This window comes from Actinomadura fulvescens (assembly GCF_039533225.1).
GTDB classification, from domain to species: domain Bacteria; phylum Actinomycetota; class Actinomycetes; order Streptosporangiales; family Streptosporangiaceae; genus Spirillospora; species Spirillospora fulvescens.
Genome location: NZ_BAAATD010000013.1, coordinates 45,756 through 67,142 on the forward strand (window position 1 = coordinate 45,756; position 21,387 = coordinate 67,142).

At 69.9% G+C, this 21,387-nt stretch carries 22 protein-coding genes; 16 read left to right on the forward strand and 6 right to left on the reverse strand.

Going from position 1 to position 21,387, the window contains the following annotated elements; translation table 11 throughout:
* Window positions 1-257 precede the first annotated feature (257 nt).
* Window positions 258-1,097 carry an IS5 family transposase gene (locus ABD333_RS36775; protein WP_344547197.1) on the reverse strand — a complete coding sequence of 280 codons (840 nt, stop codon included), beginning with the start codon at window positions 1,095-1,097 and terminating at the stop codon, window positions 258-260.
* A gap of 320 nt (window positions 1,098-1,417) precedes the next feature.
* On the opposite strand from ABD333_RS36775, the gene ABD333_RS36780 reads away from it, so the two are divergent.
* The 4 genes from ABD333_RS36780 to ABD333_RS36795 are packed head-to-tail and all read left to right on the forward strand — an operon-like array spanning window position 1,418 to window position 3,577.
* Window positions 1,418-1,903, forward strand: coding sequence for a hypothetical protein (locus ABD333_RS36780; RefSeq protein WP_344547198.1), 486 nt, complete (start codon window positions 1,418-1,420; stop codon window positions 1,901-1,903).
* 51 nt (window positions 1,904-1,954) lie between these two features.
* Complete coding sequence (locus ABD333_RS36785; protein WP_344547199.1) at window positions 1,955-2,752, forward strand: MvdC/MvdD family ATP grasp protein; 798 nt, start codon at window positions 1,955-1,957, stop codon at window positions 2,750-2,752.
* A 41-nt stretch (window positions 2,753-2,793) separates the two neighbouring features.
* A complete protein-coding gene (locus tag ABD333_RS36790) occupies window positions 2,794-3,336 on the forward strand; it encodes a GNAT family N-acetyltransferase (protein WP_344547200.1) in 543 nt (180 codons plus the stop codon).
* A gap of 52 nt (window positions 3,337-3,388) precedes the next feature.
* On the forward strand, window positions 3,389-3,577 hold the full coding sequence (locus tag ABD333_RS36795) for a hypothetical protein (RefSeq protein ID WP_344547201.1): 189 nt from the start codon (window positions 3,389-3,391) through the stop codon (window positions 3,575-3,577).
* 132 nt (window positions 3,578-3,709) lie between these two features.
* Here the strand turns inward: ABD333_RS36795 and ABD333_RS36800 are convergent, their stop codons facing one another.
* Window positions 3,710-4,453, reverse strand: a complete 744-nt coding sequence (locus ABD333_RS36800; protein WP_344547202.1) for a nucleotidyl cyclase domain-containing protein — start codon at window positions 4,451-4,453, stop codon at window positions 3,710-3,712.
* A complete protein-coding gene (locus ABD333_RS36805) occupies window positions 4,450-4,926 on the reverse strand; it encodes a hypothetical protein (RefSeq protein ID WP_344547203.1) in 477 nt (158 codons plus the stop codon). Before ABD333_RS36805 ends, ABD333_RS36800 begins: the two co-directional genes overlap by 4 nt.
* Window positions 4,927-5,483: 557 nt before the next feature.
* Between ABD333_RS36805 and ABD333_RS36810 the strand changes: the two genes are divergently transcribed.
* The 3 genes from ABD333_RS36810 to ABD333_RS36820 all read left to right on the forward strand — a co-directional run bounded on the left by ABD333_RS36810 (window position 5,484) and on the right by ABD333_RS36820 (window position 9,148).
* Window positions 5,484-6,824 (forward strand): SEL1-like repeat protein, encoded by a 1,341-nt coding sequence (locus ABD333_RS36810; protein ID WP_344547204.1) that lies wholly within the window; start codon window positions 5,484-5,486, stop codon window positions 6,822-6,824.
* Window positions 6,825-7,047: 223 nt separating this feature from the next.
* On the forward strand, window positions 7,048-7,776 hold the full coding sequence (locus ABD333_RS36815; RefSeq protein ID WP_344547205.1) for a hypothetical protein: 729 nt from the start codon (window positions 7,048-7,050) through the stop codon (window positions 7,774-7,776).
* A 370-nt stretch (window positions 7,777-8,146) separates the two neighbouring features.
* Window positions 8,147-9,148: an NAD-dependent epimerase/dehydratase family protein gene (locus ABD333_RS36820; RefSeq protein ID WP_344547431.1), complete on the forward strand. Its 1,002-nt coding sequence runs from the start codon at window positions 8,147-8,149 to the stop codon at window positions 9,146-9,148.
* Here the strand turns inward: ABD333_RS36820 and ABD333_RS36825 are convergent.
* From ABD333_RS36825 to ABD333_RS36835, 3 genes are all read right to left on the reverse strand, one after another.
* A complete protein-coding gene (locus tag ABD333_RS36825) occupies window positions 9,105-10,460 on the reverse strand; it encodes an NsdA family TPR-like regulatory protein (protein WP_344547206.1) in 1,356 nt (451 codons plus the stop codon). The two genes, ABD333_RS36820 and ABD333_RS36825, sit on opposite strands and share 44 nt — an antisense overlap.
* Before the next feature lie 217 nt (window positions 10,461-10,677).
* Window positions 10,678-11,190 carry a GNAT family N-acetyltransferase gene (locus ABD333_RS36830; RefSeq protein WP_344547207.1) on the reverse strand — a complete coding sequence of 171 codons (513 nt, stop codon included), beginning with the start codon at window positions 11,188-11,190 and terminating at the stop codon, window positions 10,678-10,680.
* Between the two features lie 86 nt (window positions 11,191-11,276).
* Complete coding sequence (locus tag ABD333_RS36835; protein WP_344547208.1) at window positions 11,277-12,680, reverse strand: helix-turn-helix domain-containing protein; 1,404 nt, start codon at window positions 12,678-12,680, stop codon at window positions 11,277-11,279.
* A 1,242-nt stretch (window positions 12,681-13,922) separates the two neighbouring features.
* Here ABD333_RS36835 and ABD333_RS36840 point away from each other — a divergent pair.
* The 9 genes from ABD333_RS36840 to ABD333_RS36880 all read left to right on the forward strand — a co-directional run bounded on the left by ABD333_RS36840 (window position 13,923) and on the right by ABD333_RS36880 (window position 21,278).
* A complete protein-coding gene (locus ABD333_RS36840) occupies window positions 13,923-14,792 on the forward strand; it encodes an SAM-dependent methyltransferase (protein WP_344547209.1) in 870 nt (289 codons plus the stop codon).
* A 142-nt stretch (window positions 14,793-14,934) separates the two neighbouring features.
* The gene (locus ABD333_RS36845; protein WP_344547210.1) at window positions 14,935-15,816 is read left to right on the forward strand and encodes an SAM-dependent methyltransferase; all 882 of its coding nucleotides are present in this window, start codon (window positions 14,935-14,937) and stop codon (window positions 15,814-15,816) included.
* Complete coding sequence (locus tag ABD333_RS36850; RefSeq protein WP_344547211.1) at window positions 15,813-16,619, forward strand: hypothetical protein; 807 nt, start codon at window positions 15,813-15,815, stop codon at window positions 16,617-16,619. The genes ABD333_RS36845 and ABD333_RS36850 overlap by 4 nt, the downstream gene beginning before the upstream one ends.
* A gap of 206 nt (window positions 16,620-16,825) precedes the next feature.
* Window positions 16,826-18,571 (forward strand): histidine kinase, encoded by a 1,746-nt coding sequence (locus tag ABD333_RS36855; protein ID WP_344547212.1) that lies wholly within the window; start codon window positions 16,826-16,828, stop codon window positions 18,569-18,571.
* A 44-nt stretch (window positions 18,572-18,615) separates the two neighbouring features.
* Window positions 18,616-19,290, forward strand: coding sequence for a roadblock/LC7 domain-containing protein (locus ABD333_RS36860; RefSeq protein WP_344547213.1), 675 nt, complete (start codon window positions 18,616-18,618; stop codon window positions 19,288-19,290).
* On the forward strand, window positions 19,287-19,661 hold the full coding sequence (locus tag ABD333_RS36865) for a DUF742 domain-containing protein (protein WP_344547214.1): 375 nt from the start codon (window positions 19,287-19,289) through the stop codon (window positions 19,659-19,661). Before ABD333_RS36860 ends, ABD333_RS36865 begins: the two co-directional genes overlap by 4 nt.
* Before the next feature lie 99 nt (window positions 19,662-19,760).
* Window positions 19,761-19,997 (forward strand): hypothetical protein, encoded by a 237-nt coding sequence (locus ABD333_RS36870; protein WP_344547215.1) that lies wholly within the window; start codon window positions 19,761-19,763, stop codon window positions 19,995-19,997.
* 34 nt (window positions 19,998-20,031) lie between these two features.
* Window positions 20,032-20,679 (forward strand): GTP-binding protein, encoded by a 648-nt coding sequence (locus ABD333_RS36875; RefSeq protein WP_344547216.1) that lies wholly within the window; start codon window positions 20,032-20,034, stop codon window positions 20,677-20,679.
* A complete protein-coding gene (locus tag ABD333_RS36880; protein ID WP_344547217.1) occupies window positions 20,676-21,278 on the forward strand; it encodes a GAF domain-containing protein in 603 nt (200 codons plus the stop codon). Before ABD333_RS36875 ends, ABD333_RS36880 begins: the two co-directional genes overlap by 4 nt.
* Window positions 21,279-21,387: the final 109 nt, after the last annotated feature.

Here is a 21,387-nt window from a genome sequence, read left to right on the forward strand (position 1 = left end):
GGCTGACATGCCCAGCCGTATGCCCGAACCGGCAGGGAACAGCACGCATCGGTGGGCATCTCGGGATGAGACGGGATCTTTTCGGGCCAGACGGACCCACACCCGCCCCTACCGTCACCGCCAGCGGTGCGAGACGCACGTGCCTCGCCAGCGCCACCGCAGCCACCCACAGGAAACCACCGTCAATCGCAACTAAACAGGACGGAACTCCCACTAACAGGGCGTTTGGTCCTGGGGAGTCTGGTTGAGTTGGCCGTTCAGGTGCCGCGCCATGTGGGTGTGGTTTCGCCGGTGAGGCGGCGGCTCATGAGGTCGATCATTGCGATGTGGATCATGGCTTCGGAGCGGGTGGGCAGGGCTTCGTAGTCGCGGGCCAGGCGGCGGTGTTGCATGAGCCAGCCGAAGGTGCGCTCTATGACCCAGCGGCGGGGCTGGACGACGAATCCCCTGGTGGTGGGGTCGCGTCGGACGGTCTCGATGTCGATGCCCAGGCGGGCGGCCTGGTTGATGAATCGGCTGCGGTAAGCGGTGTCGGTCCAGGCCTTGGTGATGGTCGGGTGTGCGGCGGCAGCACCGGTCAGCAGCTGCAGTCCGGCATGGCCGTCTTGCACGCTGGCGGCGGTGACCAGCACCGCTAGCAGCAGTCCGAGGGTGTCGGTGATGATGTTGCGTTTGCGGCCGACGATCTTCTTGCCGGCGTCGTACCCGCAGGCGCGTGCCGGCACGGTTGTGGCGGTCTTGACGCTTTGGGAGTCGATGATGGCGGCGGTGGGCTCACCATCGCGGCCCTGTTGCTGGCGAACCAGGCGGCGAAGCAGGCCGGTGAGCTGGGCGAAGACACCGTCTTTCTGCCAGGCGGCGAAGTAGGCGTAAACGGTGGCCCAGGGCGGATAGTCGTGCGGCAGGTAGCGCCAGGGGATGCCGGTGCGGTCCACGTAGAGGATCGCGTCCATCAGGGTGCGCAGGTCGTGTTCGGGCGGGCGGCCGATGTCCAGGGCGTGCTGGCGCCGTTGGGCGCGCCAGGCGGTCAGGGACGGTTCGATCAGTGCCCAGCGCTCATCGGACAGATCGCTGGGATAGCGGCGTGAGTGGCTCATGGCTTCTGGCCTACGCCGACCGCACCGGCATGCCCAGCGGTATGCGCTGCTTCCCGCAGGAACTCGCGCACCACACCACATCTTGGAACCAAACAGGATCAGACGTACCTGACCGGGCAAAACTCAGTGTGCTGGCGCCACTAGATACACCTCCACCTCACACAATGTCTCCAGCCACACCGTGATCGCCACGTAAAGCACCACATAGCCGGAGCAGCAAGGACCAAACGCCCTGTAACTGCCTGTTTCGGCTGGTGCGCAGACTGCCGGAGAAACTTAATCGAGCTGCGCAGGCAGCGCTCACCAGCAATTATGTGAGCATGTCAGACCTGCACTGGGACGAGGTCAAGAAGTTCTTCGACCCCGATCTGATGGGCGCACTACCCGACCTCTACATCCGCGACACCACCGCCGAGGACTGGCAGAAGGTGTTCGACCTGGTGAGGGACCGCGGCTGGGAGTGGAAGTTCCAGCAGGGGTTTGCCGAACGCCCCCTGCCTACCGCAGCTGAGGCTCTCAACCGCCCCACCGACGCCGACACGGTCGAACTCAGGGTCTGGCCGGCACCAGGAGTCCTGGCCATCGTCCGCCCCTGGTCGGCGACAGAGATCAACTTCGACATTGACCTGCGTGAACTGCAAGGCCAGCAAGGAGTCGACACCCTTTGCCGCTTCCTTCGCGACCTCGGCCGCGAACTCGGCAAATCCGTCACAGTGACCCCAGAAGGCGGGAGCCCGGAGCGCGCGGTACTCGGATACGACCTCGCCAGTGACCGAGTGCTCCTGCTCGCCGACCCCGCTCTGTGAGCGAACCACAACAAGTGGATCAGAACCGCTATTCATGGCCGCTGTCACTCGGTGAGTTTGTCCAGGCCGGGCGACTGCGGCCGTATCTGCACCAGCGGGGCGGTGCGGGCGCGTGCAGCAGCACGAGCGCGGGCTCGCCGCCCCACCGGCCACCCCGCCATCACCGACCCGGCCGCCCGTGCCTGGGCCGCCCGCGAAGACCTCCTGGCCCTGCACGGCATCCTGCACACCCTGCCCGCCCGCTGGATCAACCACCCGGCCGCCGCGGCCGCCGCCAACCACAAGGCCCACCAGCTCGTCACCGCTCACGCCTGCGGCCTGCCCGTCCCCGACACACTCTTCACCACCAGCGGCACCGGCGTCGCCGCCTGGGCCGGCGGCCGCCGCATCCTCTACAAGGCCCACCACGCCCAAGGCGCCGACCACGACACGATGGTCACCGCGACACCCGCAGACCCCGCCCAGCTCCCCCACCATCTAGGCGCCGCGTCCTGCTTCCAGCCCATCATCGACGGCCCCAGCATCCGCGTCACCGTGATCGGTCATCAGCAGTTCGCCGTCCGCATCACCGGTGGCCCGCCCGGCCTGGTCGACTGGCGGCCGGTCCAAGACCGGCTCCACTTCACCCCGATTCCCGTCCCCTCCCCCGTCACGGCGGGTCTGCGGCGGTTCATGACCCGCTACGGGCTGGAGTACGGCGCGTTCGACTTCATCCAGCAGCACGACGGCACGTGGGTGTTCCTGGGAGGTCAACCCTTCCGGTATGTACGGATTTGTGGAGATCCAATCCGGCCTGCACATCACCGCCGCGATCGCCTACCGGCTCCTCACCCCCACAACATCCCATGATCGGGGCGGACATACGCCCCTGACGATGACACCCTGAAACCATGCCGACCATCGCCGTGCGCTACCTCGCCCGCCCCGCCCTGGATCTGCGCGACGCCTTCCTGGACGCCCAACGCGATTACACCCGAGGTGACGGCGCCCCCGACGCTGACGGCCTCACCCTCGAGGACCTCACCCAAGGCACCCTGGCCTCCTACATCGACGGCATGGCAGGCGGCCTGTACCCCCGCCCGGGCGTCCGCACCGGTACCCCCGGCACCGAACTATGGTGGTGCGGCCCCACCGACGAAGGCGTCCGCGAGGTCCTCGGCCGCGTCTCGCTGCGCCATCACATGGTGCCCGCGCTTCGCAAGCGCGGCGGGCAACTGTGGTGGTCGCTGCGGCCCTCCCGCCGCGGCCAGGGGCTCGGCACCGAGTTGTTCACTGCAGCACTCGGCCACCTAGCCGGCCACGGCCTGTCCACCGCCACTCTGGTCATCCCCGAAGCCAACACCCCCGCCCGTAAGATCATCGAAGCCGCCGGCGGCGTCCTCGACCACATCGACGACAACCGCTACCGCTGGTACCACATCGCGACAACTTGACGTCGACAGCCAGGCGTTCCAGCTCAAGACATGGCGGCAGCAGCAGTTTCTGGTGCTCGAACTAGCGCCGGGCGTCAACGAGACCACGCCCGGCGTGACCGGCCCGGACCTCTCCGACGTGCAACGCGCGATGCGACGCACACAGCTCGGCGCGCCGGGTCTGTTCACGCGCCAGCTGCTGGAGGACATCGACCAGGCGCTTGCCCGCCTCACCCAAGGCCGGGTGCGCATCCGCGCTTGAGCATCGCGCACACCTTCCCGGCGATCACGGTGGCTGTGAGCCTAGGCGTCACCTGCCGGTTGGGCGCCCGCTGGAGCTTGGAGTTCCTCATCGCGTTCGGCGAATGGTTCGCGCGGCGTGAAGTTGGCCTGCTCAACCTCGTTGACCTTGCGGTGGTGTGGGCAGCCATACCCACCCGTGGGTGTCGGTCTCTTTGCAGCTGACCTGGAGTTGCTGGTAGGCGTCAGGGTTGATCAGACCGCCGTGCGCGGTGGCGTCGGTGTAGGTCTGCTCGGAGGCGATCATCGCCAGGTCGGTGCCCGCCTGGGTGAACAGGGTCTTGAAGGCGGGGGCGTCCAGCAGCCGGAAGGCGCGGATGAGGGCCTGGCCGGTGACGCCGTGGTCGTCGAGCAGCACTTGGCCGGTGTGGACGGCCTGGCGCAGCCGGATGCGGCCGGTGTCGTTGACGGGCAGGTTACGGCGCCGCAGGATCGCGGTGAGGTGGTGGGCGAGCGGATCCATAAACAGCTCGGTGGGCACGTCGGGCGGTGCGATGACCATCACGCCGTCGCCGCGGTCTTCGTGGTAGCACTCGCGCCAGGCCAGCGCGGTCATCGCGAACGCCTCCTGCAGCACCCGGTACAGCTCACCGCGCAGTTGCAGCTGGAGGTGATCGGTGCGGCGGCGGTCACCGAACCCGGCGATGTCGAACGCCACGATGGTGGTACGCAGGGCCGGCCGCAACCCGCCGCGCCAGCCGCCGCTAGGCACGCCCGGGGCTGTGGGCAGCGGCGCCGCGGGCCCGGACGGCTGCGGCCCGGCGGGCGGATGCGGATGCAGCTCGTGCATCGGTGAGCCAGCGTTGTTCGAACTGGTGTAGATCGACTCGGTGTTCATCGCACCGGCTCCCGGGAGGCGGACACGCTGGAGGCCGGCGTGCCGGGTGTTGGCGTGCCGGGGAGGGGTTCGCAGGCGGGGTCTGCCCAGAAGTCGATCAGTTCGGTGTCGGTGAGCTGGTCGATCGGCGCTGGGCGCAGGGTCCGGCCGGTGTGCACCCTCCAGGTGGTCACCAGCAGCATCACCATGAGCTCGTCCTCGCTGCGCGGCAGGGCCGACGCGCGGGACGCACTCGTGGCGTGGGCGGACCCAACGCCGCCCGGTTCCTGCTCGCCGGTTGGCGCCGAGGTCTGCGGCGGCCCAGCGGGCGGCGGCGACAGCGGGGAGTCTTGTCGCGTGGGGTTTGCGGGCCGGGCGGCGGGGATTCCCAGCGCGGCCAGCGCGGCGTGAAGGGTGGTGTCGGCTGCGGCGCCGGGGGTGGGCGGGGTGCAACGCGGCCGGGTGCCGCGGGCTGTGGTGTGGCGCGCGGTCACAGGGCGAGCGGGCACGGGACGTGCGAGCGCGGGGTGTGCGGCGGGTGTGAGCCGCGGCCGGGGTGAGCGGGGCGGGCTGAGTGTGACAGGTGACATGGAGGGGCCGTCTCTGGGGATTGACGATGGATCGGTCACCACCAGTACGGCAGGGCCGCGATCACAACCGCGAACAATTGCTGCGATAGGAAATGAACGAAACGACCTGGAACGGCTCTGCGTCATTTCCGTCTCCCGCACACGGTGCAGGTGCCCGTTTTATGTCGGGATGGAATTCCGTGTCCTGGGGGCGGTAGCCACTGGCCGGGTGCGGTGAACGGAGCGGGGAAGGGATGTGTTGCAGCCTGTTCCAGGCCGTTTCGGCTCGTTGCGGAGCTGTTCCAGTCCGCTCCAGCTCCCGTCGGGTCGTTGCGTGCGCGCGCATGACCAGCGGTTTTGTGCGGGCTGGAGCGAAGCGAATCGATCTGGAACGCCGCAGCGCCGTATGGCGTCTTCCGGTAATGAGACCATTTACTTCCCTTCCATGATCAGTCATGGCCGATGATCAGATAGGTGTTCCCATGGCGAACACGATCGCGGAAGATCAAGAACCGGGGGACTTGATCGACGATCTGTTGGAGCTGAAAGAGGCATCGGGCGGGCCGAGCCTGCGCGCGTTGGAGGCAAGCGCGCGGCAGGCCGAAGCCCAGCACGGCGACGTCCTGGACCTTCCGCCGCTGTCGGTGGCCACGATGAGCCGGGTGCTGGGCCGCAAGCAGGCCGTTCCCGAATGGCCTTGGGTGGCGATGTTCGTGCTGGCCTGCCAGCACCACGCACGCAGCTGCGGCGCGACCCTGGACGACCCGGGCCGCCAGAGCCTGCCGGGCTGGCACCAGCACTACCGCGCCCGGCTACGCGCCGGTTCCCGCGCCGCCGCGCCGCCGACCAGCACCGCGCCCGCTGACCAGGCCGTCGTCCCGCACGCGCTGACAGTCCCCGCCGCCCTGCAGAAGGCAGACGCCGGCCAGCAGACGGCGGGCCCGGCGCCAGAACCGGTGCCAGAGCTGGTGCAGGGGACTGCCCGAGGGAACATCAGCATGGTCTCTGACAAACCTGGACGTCCTGACGAGCCGTCAGCGCTGCCCGCCGGCGAGCTGGCCAGGATGATGGCCGCCTACGAGTCTGAGCTGGACGGCTCCCCCAACGTCCCGACCGGTACCGGTACCGGTGCCGGTGCCGGTGCCGGGGAGCCGGTCGGCAACTCCCCGGAGAACGCCACGGACAACTGCGCAGGGGAATCATCGCCGGAGCCCTCCCACAAGGGCCTGGAGTTCCCCGGCGGCCCGACCGTCGGAGACGTTCAGGCAACCGGGCTAGAGACCAAGCCGCCCCCGCCACCACCGGCCTTTGCACCAGAATCGATACACGCGTGGATCGCCACCCGCTACCGCAAGCACTTCGGCGAGCACGGGGTGGCGCTACTCCACGCCGCAAACGACGGCGACACCGACGCCGCCTGCCGTCTAGGGATCTTGCTGTTGTGCTGGAAATACACACCCGAGGCGATCGAGTGGCTGCAATCGGCCGCCGCCGGCGGCGACACCACCGCCACCGTGCTGCTGGGCACCGAACCCGCCCGCCGCCAGGAAATGGCCGCCGGAATCGCCTACGACCTCACCATGCCCGGCTACCACAACGACACCACCGCCACGTGGCGACGACCCAACGACCCCACCGGCGCCGAAACCTACTACCGCGCCGCCGCCTTCGCCCGCCACCCCGGCGCCACCTTCCAACTAGCCCTGATGGCCCAAGCCCGCGGCGACAACACCGCCGCGCTCAACTACCTCAAGCAGGCCGCCAACGCCGGACATCCCACCGCCCAAGCACGCTACGACGCCCTACCGCGCGACAACCCTTGAATGCAGAGTCACTCGTAAACATCCCCTCGCCCCTTGTCCTTGGGGGCGGCGGCCGGGCCGCAGCATGCGCGTCGGTTGTCCCTGCGGCTGGCGTGGCGCCGGCCCGCAGGCCGCGATCCTCAATCACGCCAACCGACCGTAGGCTTGCGTCACCGGCCGCACGGTTCTTCCCCAGCCTCGACCACCAGGCTCGACGCATCAACCACGGCAGGAGGCCCCGACGTTGACGTTCACGCACCCGGAACTGAATCTCACCGACCCCACCCAGGGTTTCGCCCACTTCGTCCTGTACACCGAACCCCACCTCAGCGTCGCCGGCGCCGCATGGAACGCCACGATCATCATCGAGCGGCAATCCTCCTACGTGCGCGAATGGCTCGACAGAATCCAGCGGTGCGACCCCAACCCGCTGCACACCACGCTCGTGGACAACCACAAGATCCCCCGGCTGTTCCACCCGTGCGTGGACGAGGACGCCGACAGCCCCTCGGCGGTCGCGGGATCGGGGTGCACCTGCTGCCGCACCTGGTACGACCCGGCATCGGGTCTCCCGGTCGTCGGTGAGCACTTCCGCACCCGCGGCGGCGACACCGACCGCTGGACCTACACCACCTACGCCCCCCTGGACCTGCGCCCCGGCGATACCTTCCACGCTGTGATCATTGATCGAGCCAGCCGCCTGTTCTGGATTCGCACCGGCGCCGGATCCTTGTCATTTGTGCCCGAGCACCTCAGCCGCGGCTACGACGTCGGCAGGAGCGGCGGCGGACCTGACGCCTTCGCCCAGTACCTGTCCCAACTGGTCGCATCAGGCGGCCAGGACACCGCCGTCGCTATCCCGGCATCGGAGCAGTCCATCGACCCGCAGCTGCGGGCATGGGTGACAAGCCAGGACGCCGCCCGCACCCAGGAGCTGACGCTGAGGGACCTCAACGCCATCCGCCAACGCTGACGAGCGGGTGCATACCGCCTCCTCAGAGGCGCGGGATCAAGACGACCCTCACAAGACCTGGGCACCTCTCACGGAGAGTCCCGGCTCATGGAGAGTCCCGGCGCGTCCGGCTCCCAAGGCGACCCCGTCCGGATGGGTCCAGTGCCGCTCAGCAGCGAGCATGGCCAGCAACGTCTTGTGATCCGCGCGGACCGTCATAGCCGCCTCCGTTCACCCGAGCCCTCATCACGCTAATGGGCCCCGGGACCCGGCGACCACTACGGTTCGGAGAAACGTCGGGCCCGCGGCGCCGAGTGTCGCGGCGCGTGGCGGTGGGCTCCGGCTCGCCTTTCCGTTCCAGGCCAGTGAAGATTCGTGTGTGCGAGTACTGGTGTTGGGTGGGACGTGGTTCCTAGGGCGGGCTGTGGTGGTTGAGGCACTGCGGCGTGGCCACGATGTCACAACCTTCAACCGGGGGAAGACGGGCCAGGACGTCCCTGGGGCCCAGGTTGTGCGGGGTGATCGATCTCGGCACGGGGATCTGGCCGCCGCCGTGGCGGCGGGTCCGTTCGACGTGGTGGTCGACCCGTCGGGGTATGTACCGGTCGATGTCGCGGCCGCCGCGCATGCTTTGGCGGCCCGGGTGGGCCGGTATGTGTTCGTCTCGACGGTGGACGCCTACGAGGACTGGCCGCACGCCCCGATCACCGAGCGGTCACCGCTGCATGAGTGCCCGCCGGACGTCGCGTGGGGTTCACTGCCGTATGGGCATCTGAAGGCCGGGTGTGAGCGTGCGCTGGCGGCGGCATGGCCGGGGGAACTGGTGGTGGTCAGGCCGGGGGTGTTGCTGGGGGTGCGCGAGCCGAAAGGCCGGTTGCCGTGGTGGTTGCGGCGGATGGAGCGCGGCGGCCGGGTGCTTGCGCCGGGTGAGCCAGAGCGGCGCCTGCAGCCTGTCGATGTGCGGGACGCGGCCGCGTTCGTCGTCGACCTGGCCGAAGGTAGGGCCGATGGGCCGGTGAACGTGGTCGCGCCGCAGGGCCACACGACGATGCGTCGTTTGCTGCAAGCGTGCGCTGCCGTGGTTGAACGGAACGCGGAGCTGGTGTGGCTGCCCGATGACGCGCTGGTCGCGGCGGGTGTGCGGGAGTGGACGGAGCTGCCGATGTGGCGCCCCGCGCCGGGCACGTGGGCGGTTGACGCCACGCGGGCCCGTGCGGCGGGCCTGGTGTGTCGGCCGGTCACCCAGACGGTGGCTGACACCTGGCGGTGGATGAAGTCCGGGCAGCAGGTGGCCGAGCATTGGCGGACCGCCGAGCACGGGATCGATCCGGCCAAAGAAGGCGAGCTGCTCAGGTCGTGGCTGGGGGAAGTGCGGCCCGGGCCGGGCCGGTGATCGCCGGTGAAGCGGGGGCCGCGGCGAAGTTCCAGATGTCGTGGCGCAGGTCCTGGGCCGGCCGGTAGGTGCGGTAGCGGTCGCCATCGAGAATCACGCAGACACTGGCGAGGCGTTCGATCAACCCGCGGATGCGGTGCTCGACCGGCACATCAAGCGCGGCTTCCAGGTGGTCGCAGGCGTCGGCGAACGAGCCGTCTAGCAGGTGGGCGGCGGCCAGGTCGGCGTGCGCCTGCGGGATGACCTTCATGCTGGGGCGGCCGTCGTACAGGCTCAGGGCGTGGAGGGTGCGGTTGATCGCGGTCCGCGGATCTCCGTACTGAGGATCGCCGAGTTGGACGTACACGGTGCCCTCGCAGCGCGCCTGCCGGGCCGCGCCGAACCCGAACTCGCCGCCCAGACCGTCGTGCATTTCCTCGCCCGGCCCGGCGTGCTGGCGAGCGTGATCGGCCCGCTCCAGCGCGTCCTGGGCGGCTGCCCGGTTGCCCAGGTGCGACCACGCTCGTGCTTCGATGCAGCACACGCGGACCCGGCCGGTTCCGGTGGCCTGGTAGCGCTGGCCGGACTGGGCCAGGCGTACCGCCTCCTGAGGACGGCCATCCCAGTAGGCGATGAGCGCCTGAGTGCCGCGCGCCCAAGCACGCAGGCCGTCGTGGCCGATGTGCTCGCCATATCCCCAGGCGGCGCGCGCGTGCTGGGTGGCGGCCGCGGCATCGCCCAGATCAAAACTGGACACCGCCAGCAGGCCGCACAACTCCCCCAGCAGCAGATACAGCTCACGTTGCTGGTCGGGCCGGCAGGTCCGCTTCAGCAACTCCCGGACCCGGCGCCGCGCCACCACGGCGTGGGTGAGCACTTCCCACGGAGGTGTGGTGCCGTAGCGCTGCGCGAGCCGCCGAACATCGTCGTGGGCCTGCTCCAAGGTGGCCGGCCCGATCGTCAACGCCTCAACCTCGGCGACGTGCTCGGTCGACTCCTCGGCGGCGCCAGCAACAAGATCTCGGTTCACCTCTGTGCCGCCGTGGTCGACGCCGCGCGACGCTGCAGGAATGCCGAGCCCGGCAGCGGGTGGCTGGAAGAGCTGGTGAACCGGGCGGTTGAACATCCGCTCTAAGACGCGGCAGCGCACCGGCCGCGGAAGCGTCTTCAGCTCCCCGCTCAGCCACCGCTCCCACTGGCGCGTGGTGACCGTCGTCGCCAACCCCATGTCCTCGGCGGTCTGCTGGTAGCAGGCAATCCCGTCCGGGTGGGTCCAGTGCCGTTCAGCAGCGAGCTTGGCCAGCAACGTCTTATGGCTCGCGCGGACCGTCATAGCCACCTCCGTTCGCCCGAGCCTTCATCACGCTAAGGGCGCTCGGATCCGGCGACCACCGCGGCGTGGAGAAACGTCGGACACGCGTCGCCGAACGTCGTGCTGCCGTCGCGGCTACAGAACAACAAGACGCGGCACCGTCAACCAACCTGATCCCGCCGAGGAGGTCCGCGGAATCACGTCGACCTAAGTTAACGCAGGTGCTCATCAGGGCGCCTCATGTGGCCGAGACGAGGGGCAGCGGCAGCATGAGCACGTCCATCAGCGGCGCGCCCGGCCAACCGGGACGCAGTTGCGTGGCCGTGCGCCATCCCCAACGACGATAGATCGTGTGGGCGGGATTCTCTGGCCGGACCAACAGGGTCGCACGCTGTTCCGTCCGCTGCGCAAGGAGCGCGTCATGGAGTGCGTGAGCGACTCCGCGGCCCGTCCAGCGCTGACCGACCATGATCTCTGAAAGCGCGAACGTGCGCCTGCCATCCTCGTCGGTGAAACCCGGCTCGGGCACGGTTTCCAAGCCGTCCCACCATTTGGTTCCGGCGCCGAGTGGCCATCCCCACGCCTGCCCGATCGGCTGCGCCGCCGGGCCCTCACCGCTGAAGGCGATGACCAGGTCGAGGCCCTCGCGGGCGGTGTAGGTGTCGAACCGGGTCATGAACGCCTCGTGGCTGGCGAACTGCTCGCCGGTGGCGATTTGTTCGGCATAGGCGTCACGGTGGATCTGGGACACGACGGCGCGTTGGCGGCGTGCGCCAGCGGCGTCGAATCGGCGGAACGTGACCGCGTTGGCCGCGGTCGCCCTGTCATCTCGTGCCGTCATGCTGTGACCAGGGAGAGCGAGTGCGCCGCCGTGTCGAACTGCTGGCGGAACTCTTCTGCGGCGTCGGGGTCCGCTGGATCGGCGCTGTCGCGTACGGGCTTGAGCTCGCGCAATACCCTCATGGATGCGAGTTTGCCACCCAGGTTACCGACGATCTTCATGCCTTCGGTGACCGCGCTGTCATGATCGCCGGCCTCGCACAGCGCCGTGGCCAGGCGGGCACGGTAATAGGCTCGGTCACGGGTGGAGCGGGTGCAATCCTCCAGCACGCCCCTGTACAGATTCACGGCCGCGTCGGGGCGGTGGAGGACCACAGCACCCATGGCCTCATATCCAGTGATCTCCGAGTGCGTGATGAACCGGGTCCAGGACAGGTCGCTGTCGTGCGGGCCGCGATCGACCTCCTGGCGGGCTCTGCCGATCGCAGCGTTGAACGCGATTTCGTCGCCGAGCTGCGCGTAGGCGAGCGCCTGCCGCAGCTCAAGCAACGCATGCAGACTGGCCGATGGGATATGGCGCGCGACTTCGGCTGCCCTGCCGACGAACCGCAGCGCCTCTCGGGCTGTGCCGCGCCGACCGTTGACGCGGGCCAGGTACGTCGCTTGTTGGGCCATGTTGGCGTACACGTGCACCAGCAGCCTGCCGTCGCCTGCGCTGCCCGCCAGTAGCGCCGCTTCGTTGTAGAGGGCGCGCGCAGCCGGCTGGTCGCCGGAGTCGTAGGCGAGCCACGCGGCGACCACCGCGAGGTCGGCGGTGACGACCAGCAGTTCACCGCCCACCTGATCGGTGTAGTCCGACTCGTCCAGCATGGCGCGGGCCCGGGCAAACAGCCGCATCGCCTGTGCGCGTAGGGGTGCTCCGCCGATGGCGGCGTCTTGGGTGCGCAGTTGTTCCAGGCTCGCCTGCAGGTACCGCACGTGACCGCGATCGACATGCTCGGGCGGCAGCGTCGCCGCCAACGCCAAGCCAGAGACCATCACGGTGAACTCACGCCGCCCCATTCCTTCAAGCGGCTTCATAGCATCCTCCCAGAACGCAGCGTCCTGGTCGGCATCGAGTCTGGAATCCGCGTTCCCGGTGATAAGTGGCAGAAGAGCCTGACGTGGCATGTCCAGAAGATCGGCCACACGCACAATCTCCCGGATGTCATGGAAGGTGTCGCGCTTGTGGCGTTCGATCTTGGTAATCACCGACTGGGACCATCCCAGGATATGCCCGAACTCAAGCTGGCTCATCCCGGCGGCTCCGCGCAAGATGGCCATCACCGCTGCCATGTCGGCCCGGGCAAGGGCCTGGCGTAGTGGGCCGGAGTCCCACAGCCAGGCCGGGGCCACTCCCCCACCATCGCGGACCGCGACGAGGCAGGCGCCGCACAGCGGAGCGGTGTTGTAACGGCTCAACCGAGTACAGCGGCACGCCGGACAGACCCGATCGCCTGTCTGGGCATCCATCAGATGGCCCCATTCTGTCAGTCACTCCGCGCCGTACTCAGCGTAACCACAGGTCCAGTCGGAATAAGTCCAATGTGGCCTAACGGGTGATGGCCACGGTAGGACGCTGCGGCGTTGGCCACCTGTCACGGCTCCAGCACGATCAATTCGCCTTATCGACCACCGGCGGATGGATCAGGGAGGGAACTTCGGTGAGCCAGACCAGTGCCCGGCAGATCGCCTTCATCACGGTCGCTCCGCGCCCTACCCGCCACCGACCTCGTAACCGCGACGACGTTGAGAAATGTCGGCTCGGCGTCATCGAACGTCGGGCCCTCGTCGTGGCCGAGCCACACCGGACGCGGCACCGTCAACCAACCAGGTCCCGAAGACGAAGTTGGTTCGTGGTGATGCTGCTCCGCCTTCTCAGCACGAGAAGCGCCGCCGATGATGACAAGGCCTCGATGTGGGTGTGCCGCGCCGTTATCCCAGCACCCACCTCCCACTCGCCACACACCGGCGAGTCCAGCCGCCTCCTAGGTCCCCAGGGAGGCGGCGAGGGGGCCGTACGACCGGGCCAAGACCACCACCCGCGGTCCGGCCGTACGGCACCCCCGTCCAGCAAGCACGCGGCAGCGCGGTGCCCCGATCCCGCGCTGCCGTGTGCCGCCACTTCGAGTCCGCGCCGTGAAAGGCCAGTGATGTCCTCCCGGCCCACTCTCCCCGCAACTGCCTACGTCCTGGACCCGTGCTCCTTCGCTTCCTCGGGTTCAGCACGTGACACCGTCGCGGCCGGGACCGGCCGCGATCGCCGTGGTGACGACGGCCGCGAGAGCACGGCCGCCTTTGGTGTTCTGGCGGAAAGGATGCGCCCGACGGCTCGGCGTCGGTCTCCCCTCAGCCCAGACGACTGGGTTCATGGCCAGCTGCAGGGCTTGAGGGCTCGGCATCCCGGTTGGCGCATCTGCCCACACGCAGATGGCTGGGGCGCCCGCCGGGACGGCTACGACCTCACCGCTCCCGACCCCTATCGCCTCGAAGAGTGCATCAACACCGCCGACCTTGCGCGGGCCGCGCGGTGCGGACCCGGCCGTGCGGTGTGCGGAGCCGATACCCGCTCGCGCTTGGCGCGCCTGCTGACCGTACTCCCCCGTCCCACGTGCAGCGCACTGGTCGCGGTCGCTGCCCGCGTCGTGCAGAAGGGCTCCTTCAATGCCTTCGGCTGACTCACCGCAACAGTTGGATCTCACCGCGGCGACTTCGGCGGGGATGTACAACCACTATCTGAGCGGCAAGGACACCACGGCGGCCGACCGGACGGCGGCTGACGCGGTGATGGCCGCGGCCGGCGGCTGGCAGACCCAGGCCATCGCCGTAGAGAACTTCAAGTTCGCGGGCCGGGCGGCCCGCTACGGCGTCCACCATCTGCGGATCCGGCAGGCCCTCGACATCGGCGTCGGCCGGCTGCACGGCATCCCGCACCAGACGGTGGAGCAGCGCATCCGGGAGGCCATGCCGGATGCTGTGGTGCTGGGCTGCGACAACGACGCTGTCGTCCTGGCGGGCGCGCGGGGCCTGCGCCAGCCCGACTACGACGCGGTGTTCAAGGGCGATGCGCGCGATCCCGAGCAGATCTTCGCCCACCCCGAGCTCACCACGAGGTTTGATCTCACGCAGCCGGTGCTGATCGTGCTGGCCGCGGTGCTGCACTTCATCCCCGACGACCACGACCCGGCAGCGATTCTGCGACGCATGCGCGAGCTGGTGGCGCCGGGCTCGGGCCTGGTGCTCTCGCACGCCTGTTGCACCGGCATCCCGGCCCGCGTGGTGGCCGAGATCACCGAGAGGTACCGGGCCACCGGCGGCTCGTTCACCTTCCGCTCGCTGTCGGATATCGAGCAGGTGCTGACCGACGCCGGGTGGAGCCTGCTGGCGCCGCTGGACGATGTGCAGTCCTGGGCGCCGCCCGGCGAAACCTACGACGGCTACACCGGTGGCCCGATCGCCTCGCTGCGGTGCGTGGGCACCGTCGCGGTCAGCCGCCCCACTCCGGTCTGTTCGGGCAGCGGGGCGCGCCCATGACCGGCACAGGTGCCACGCCCACGGGGCTGCCGCGCTCCTGCGTGCTGCGGCTGCGGGCTGGCGCATCCGCTGCTGTGGCGCCACTGGGAGTTCCCAGGCCTTGGCCGGGTCGCATGCAGGCGCCGGCGCCGGGTGGTCGGCGATGACCGCGCTGAGCACCGCGTCCGCGCACGCCTACCCGGGCAGCCCGGGCGGCGAGGTGCAGATCGACACGCTCACCCCGCACCCGGCGCGCGTGTGGAACTACTGGCTGGGCGGCAAGGACAACTATCCCTGCGACCGGCACGTCGGCGACGCCTGCCAGGAGATCTGCCCGAACATCGTCACCCTCGCCCAGATGAGCCGCCATTTCATGGCCCGCGCCATCGGCTATCTGGCCACCACAGCCAAGATCGGCCAGTTCCTGGTGGTTGGAACCGATCTGCCCAACGGCGACGACCCGCACACCATCGCCCAGCGGATCACACCGGCGGCCCGGGTCGTCTACGCCGACACCGACCCCCTGGTCCTGACCCATGCCCGCGCCCTGTTGACCAGCAACACCCACGGCGTGTGCGACTATCTGGACGCCGACCTGCATCACCCCGCGGCGCTGGTGCGCGGTGCGGCCACCACGCTGAACTTCGGCGAGCCGGTGGCCATCGTGCTGCGCAATAGCCTGGACCATCTGCCCGACCAGGACGCCGCGCACGCCCTGCAGGTGCTCCTGGGCGCCGCCGCGGCCGGCAGCCACCTGGCCATCAGCCACCTCACCGGCCACCTTCACCCGCGGCCCATGGCGCAGCTGGCTGGCCTGCTCACCCAGCACTGCGGCGTGCCCTGGCTGCTGCGCACGCCCACACAGATCGCCGAGCTGCTCGACAGGCTGAACGGCGGGCTGCTCGACAGGCTGAACGGCGGGCTGCCCGGTGGGCTGCGGCTGGTCGACCCGGGCGTGGTGTCGGCGCCGCTGTGGCGACCCGAACCCAGCCCGTGGCCGCAACGCCAGGCCGACATCTGGGCCGCGGTGGGGTGCAAACGATGACCAGCAGGAACACCGCCGAGCCACCCAGGGTCCCACCGCGCCTCGTGCGGCACGCCACCGCGGCCGCCACCAGCCCAAGCACAGCGGTAGGTACCGTGCGCGGCCGCGCCGCGCACTCTCGCGGTGGCGTCTACCTGACCGACCTCGCACATCACCTGGAGGAGCTGGGCTGGGCGGTGACCCACCGCCACCCTGGCGTGCCGGTCATCGCCGTCGGCGATGCCACCGGCGGCGTGGACATCGCCATCACCGACGTGCGGCGCTGGGGCCGCTGGTTCTATCGCGCCGGCAGCAGGCAGGGCCACTCGCAGGTGGTGGCCTGCCTGCCGAAGCGGCGGGCGCGCACGGCGATGGTGGCGTTCCTGGCCGAGGTGGGTGAGCAGCAGCGGCAGGCCGAAGTCCAGGATCTGGTGCGCCGGTTCGCAGACTTCAGTCTGCAGGGCGACCAGCTCAGCGCAGCGGTGTATCGGTGCAGGGACGTGCTGACGCTGCCGCAGGTCCAGGCGCTGCTGGCCGACCAGCAGGATGTCTTGGTGGCCTTCTGGCAGATCGCCGGTGCGCTGGAGGGTCGCCTCACCGCACTCCGCCAGCCCGGCAGCACAGCGCAGCTCCACCACCTGGACGAGGCACTGGTCCGACTCGCGCTCGGCAAGCAGAGCCTGGAGGTCAGCGCACACCTGATCCTCGACGCCTGCGGCGCTCTGCGGCCCCTCACCGCCGGCGCCCACACCCCAGCGCCAGCGCCAGCGCCGACGCCGGTGCAAGGCGGCGAAGAGCACGGGCAGGGCCATGCCGCGTCCTGACCCGCGACGTCGACACGAACAGGGTCGGACGCGGCCTGTGCGCGGGCGCCGAGGCCACGGTGTCACGCGGGTCCGGCGTCGTGCCGATGCCCTGCCGCCCCGATCCCCGCACGGCCTGGCCCGCCCCTGTGGCCAGCTGGTCGGCGACACGGAACGGGCTTGGACACACCACAGGTCACATCCACACCAGTGCAGGCAGGCCCCGCATGAGCATGCTCACCCCCGAACAGGTCCCCACCGCCGTCGGCCACGCACACACGCTTGCCGCGTACCTGGCCGATCGGGGCCTCAACGCCAAGCCGTTCCACCAGATCTGGCCGCCGGTCGGTGACGGGGAGCTGGTACTCACCGAGGTGTCGGTGTCGATCAGCCTGCCCGGAATCACGCCGCGGATCGGCTGCGTGGTCCACGTGCGCGAGCACCCCAAAGGCCGCACCTTCTGGTGGGCCTGGCCACGCAAATGCCCAGGACCCGAGGACAGGGTCTACTTCCACCTGATCCGGCCGGTCGGCGAATGTCGTGCGCTGGCCGCCGCCATCGATCGGGATCTGTGGCGCAAAGCCCGAACGCGGCTTGCGCCCGGCGGGCCGGGCGCCGCTGCAGGAGCCGCATCTGACCCTGCGGTGCTGGTCCACGTCGGTCAGCGTCTGCACTCCTTGGTGAGCCGGACGATGGAAGCGATGGACCGGGTCGAGCGGAAGGTGGAAGACCCCGATCTGCTGCACGATCTGTTCGCGATCGACCATCTGGTCACCCTGAACCGGCGGATGGCCGAACGGCTGGCAGTGCTAGGCGGCAGGACCGCCCGCCGCAGCCGCAAGCCGGTGTTGCTGTCGACGGTGCTGCGGCAGGCGGTGGCGGAGGTGGAGGACTTCCAGCGCGTCCGGGTGGAGCTGCCCGACACCGAAGTGGCGCTGCTCGGGCATGCCGGACCCGACATCATCCACCTGCTGGCCGAACTCGTGGAGAACGCCACCGTCTTCTCACCCCCGCACACGCTGGTAGTGCTACGGGCCACGACCGCGCCCGACCGCGCAGACCTTGACGGCGCAGGCCATGACGGTGCAGGCCTGGGAAGCGCGGCGTCTGATGGCCTGTGCATCACGGTCGAGGACCAGGGTTTGTCGATGTCGGCGGCCAAGCTGGCGGCCGCGAACAAGATGCTGGCCTGCCCGCAGGAACTCGACCCGCACGAGAAGATGAAACAAGGGCAGATCGGGTTGCTGGTGGTCGGTCTGCTCGCGGCCCGCCACCACCTGCAGGTCGAACTACGACCGCACCCAGCCACAAGGGACCAGGCCACACAGAACCAAGCCAGCGGGATCCAAGCCGGAGAGGCCCAGGCCAGGGGGATTCAAGCCGTGGTCTGGGTGCCGGGCACGCTGCTGATCGGCCGGCAACCGTCCGCCGTTGCGGCGTCACCCCTTCCCGCTCTCCCTGGACCGCCTGCACCTCTCCCTGCCGGCTTCGCTGAGGCCCCGGCCCCGGCCCCGGCCGCGTCCGCAACGCCCGACCCGCGCCCGGCCCTGCCGGTCACAACCTCACCGCACCCGCCACCCGCGCTACCTCGTCGCAGGCCAGCGCACGACCCGATACCAGCGCCGACCACAGCACCGGGCGCCACGGCCGGGGCGGCCGGTCCGCCTGTACCAGGCACCGCCGCACCCGCCAGGGTGGGCTCGCGTCCTGTGCCAGAGGCGGAAAGTGACCGGCCCGCGCTGCCCCGACGCCGCCCGGCCCCGCCACGGGACCTGCTGGCCGAGTCGCCCACCGAGCCGCCGGCCGAACCGGTTGAACGGGCGGTGGGTGATCGGCCCAGCAGGCCGTCCCGGCCGGCGGACGCGGGCTTGATGGGCCGCTACACCCGGGGCCTGCGCCGCGGGCAGGACACCGCCCCGCCGCAGACACCGCCGTGGCCGCCGCCGGGATCGGCGCGCGACCGCACCGGCTGACACCAGACCACCCTGCTCACTTTCGTTGCCGCACGGAGGCCTCGATGACCCACCACACCCCCGCACCCACGGCTACGGGCACGGGCACGGACGCGCACCTGGGCTGGCTGCTGCGCGGCTCCCTCGACCGCACCGCCGGCGCCCAGGGCGCGCTGCTGGCCTCACGCGATGGCGTGCTGATGGCGGCCGAGGGGCTGGCCCTCGAACACGGCGAGCAGCTGGCCGCGATGCTGTCGGGCATCAACAGCCTGGCCAGCTACCTAGGCAAACTGCCCGGCAATCCAGACCGGCCGGGCGGGCCGGGCGGGGTACGGCAGATCATCATCGAACACGAGGTCTGCGTGCTGTTCGTCATGAACACCGGCACCGGCGACCACGGCGGCGACAGCGGCGGTATGGCCGCCCTGGGCGGCGCTGGCGGTCAGGACGGGGCCGCGAGCTCACCGCGGCCACGCACGGTCGGCTGCGTGCTGGGCATGCTGGCCAGCCCGGACGCCGATCCCGACGGCATCGGATACGCGATGGCCGCGCTCATCTCCAAGGTGTCGGAGCATCTGGTCACCGCGACCCGTCACCCACCAACCGGCCTGGACACCTCCGGCCTGGACACCTCCGGCCTGGACAGCCCCGGCCTGGACAGCCCCGGCCTGGACAGCCCCGGTGTGGGCGGCTCAGGTTTCGGTGCCGGCGGCGCCGCTGATGTCGGTGGTGGCCGGTGACCGGGTCCCGCGCTGGTGCATGGGCCGATCAGGACGAGGAGAAGGTCCGCCCGTATGTGCTGACCGGCGGCCGGACCCGCCCGCGCCACAGCATGCGGCTGGTGTCGCTGCTGGAGGCGCGGGGTACCGCGCCGCCCGGGCTGGCGCCCGAGGCCGGGCAGGCGGTGCGGCTGTGCCGCGATCGGCCCCGGTCGGTCGCTGAGATCGCCGCCGCGATCGGGCAGCCCGCCTGCATCACCAAGATCATCCTGTCGAATCTGATCGATGCCGGGCTGGTGATGCTGGTCGTGCCCCGCACCGTCGACGACCCCATGCAGCTGTTGGAGGCGCTGCGCGCCGGCCTGCAGCGCAGATTCTCCGATGTCGCCTGACCGCGCGGCCGCACCCGAGGTGCCGCCTGCCGGTAGTCCCGGCAACCACAGCTTGCGGAACTCTCCCGCCGGGAGAGCTCGGCAGCAAAAGGAGTCCCGATGACCTTCGTGCTCGTGCTCGCCCTGGCGACGGTGCTTGTGCATGCCGCGGGCGTCTGGGTGGCGATCGGTGCCGCCATCGCCGGGTCGCAGGAGGATCTGCATCTGGTCCATGGCCTGTTCGCAGTGGGGTCCTGGCTGGCGTTCGTCAGCGCCATGGCCATGCGGGATGTGGAGCTGAGTTCCATCGCCTGCGCTGTGGCCGTCGTGTTCACCCTGTTCAGGCGGTACCGATGACGCCCTGCCCGATCCCCGCCGCTGGATGCGCACGATGACCAACCCCGTGCACGCGCGCAGGCCAGGCAATCGGCCACCGGCGGTGTTGAAGATCGTGATCGCGGGCGGGTTCGGTGTCGGCAAGACCACTCTGGTCGGCGCGGTCAGCGAAATCGAGCCGCTGACCACCGAGGAACACCTCACCGTCGCCAGCAACGGCATCGACGACCTGGCCGGGGTCGAGGCCAAGACCACCACCACCGTGTCCATGGACTTTGGCCGCATCACCTTCGACCAGCCGCAGCCGCTGCTGCTGTATCTGTTCGGCACGCCGGGCCAGGATCGGTTCCTGTTCACCTGGCACGACCTGTGCCACGGCGCACTTGGCGCCGTGGTGCTGGCCGACACCCGCCGCCTGGAGACCAGCTTCACCGCGATCGGCTTCTTCGAACAACGCCAGCTGCCGTTCGTGGTCGCGGTCAACCAGTTCGACGGCGCCCACCGCTACCCCACCTGCGAGATCCGCGACGCCCTGCACCTCCCCGCCCGGATCCCGGTGCTGCGCTGCGACGCCCGCGACCCCCACTCGGCCGCCACGGTGCTGATCACCGTGGTCGACCTCGCCCTGTCCCCTACCGCGACGCGCCCTCTCCCGGCACCCCGCATCCCAGTCCAGCCTCCCTCCCCCGCGCCAGGAGCATGAACGTGATCTACGACCCCGAAACCGGCCTGCACCTGCCCAGCCCCGATCAGGACCTGCCCGAACGCCTCAAGATCTTGGCCGCCCTCGGACTCGGCGCCGGACTCGGCCCCGGGCCGACGGGCGACGCCGGCGCCTTCGCCACCACCGAACTGACCGCGCACTTCGATGCGTTCGCCGCCGACCTGGCCCGCGCCGCCGACCTGCCCTACGCCATGGTCAACATCGTCACCGACCGGCAGGTGTTCGTCGGCCTGCACAACCCCTCAGGCGGCGATCTGCCGCAGGTCGGCCGCACCATGCCGCGCGACTACGGCTACTGCCCCGACGTCGTGGACCGCAAGCTGCCGCTGGTGCTGCCCGATGTGTGCGCCCACCCCCGCTTCAAGGGCAACCCCGTGGTCGACAAGATCGGTATCCGCAGCTACATCGGAGCCCCGCTCATCCACGAGCCAACCGCCATCGTGCTGGGCACCGTGTGCGCGGTGGGCCCCGCCGCCCGCCCGCAATCGGCCGGGCGGGCCGCCTGGACCCTGATCACCCAGCACCGCGACGCCCTGATGGCCTTCCTCACCCAGCACACCGGCCAGCCCACCAACTGACCCCGGCAGTTCAGACGACCACACACGCCGGATCACGCAGGCCGGAGGCCGGATGACGCGGCAGGCCGTGCCAGCAGCGGCCTGCCGGCGCGCAAAAGCGACACCCGCC

Coding starts and splice junctions, on each gene's coding strand:
- ABD333_RS36775 (WP_344547197.1), bottom strand. CDS start 1,097: ATGAGCCACTCACGCCGCTATCCCAGCGATCTGTCCGATGAGCGCTGG.
- ABD333_RS36780 (WP_344547198.1), top strand. CDS start 1,418: ATGTCAGACCTGCACTGGGACGAGGTCAAGAAGTTCTTCGACCCCGAT.
- ABD333_RS36790 (WP_344547200.1), top strand. CDS start 2,794: ATGCCGACCATCGCCGTGCGCTACCTCGCCCGCCCCGCCCTGGATCTG.
- ABD333_RS36800 (WP_344547202.1), bottom strand. CDS start 4,453: ATGAACACCGAGTCGATCTACACCAGTTCGAACAACGCTGGCTCACCG.
- ABD333_RS36810 (WP_344547204.1), top strand. CDS start 5,484: ATGGCGAACACGATCGCGGAAGATCAAGAACCGGGGGACTTGATCGAC.
- ABD333_RS36825 (WP_344547206.1), bottom strand. CDS start 10,460: ATGACGGTCCGCGCGAGCCATAAGACGTTGCTGGCCAAGCTCGCTGCT.
- ABD333_RS36840 (WP_344547209.1), top strand. CDS start 13,923: ATGCCTTCGGCTGACTCACCGCAACAGTTGGATCTCACCGCGGCGACT.
- ABD333_RS36845 (WP_344547210.1), top strand. CDS start 14,935: ATGACCGCGCTGAGCACCGCGTCCGCGCACGCCTACCCGGGCAGCCCG.
- ABD333_RS36850 (WP_344547211.1), top strand. CDS start 15,813: ATGACCAGCAGGAACACCGCCGAGCCACCCAGGGTCCCACCGCGCCTC.
- ABD333_RS36855 (WP_344547212.1), top strand. CDS start 16,826: ATGAGCATGCTCACCCCCGAACAGGTCCCCACCGCCGTCGGCCACGCA.
- ABD333_RS36860 (WP_344547213.1), top strand. CDS start 18,616: ATGACCCACCACACCCCCGCACCCACGGCTACGGGCACGGGCACGGAC.
- ABD333_RS36870 (WP_344547215.1), top strand. CDS start 19,761: ATGACCTTCGTGCTCGTGCTCGCCCTGGCGACGGTGCTTGTGCATGCC.
- ABD333_RS36875 (WP_344547216.1), top strand. CDS start 20,032: ATGACCAACCCCGTGCACGCGCGCAGGCCAGGCAATCGGCCACCGGCG.
- ABD333_RS36880 (WP_344547217.1), top strand. CDS start 20,676: ATGAACGTGATCTACGACCCCGAAACCGGCCTGCACCTGCCCAGCCCC.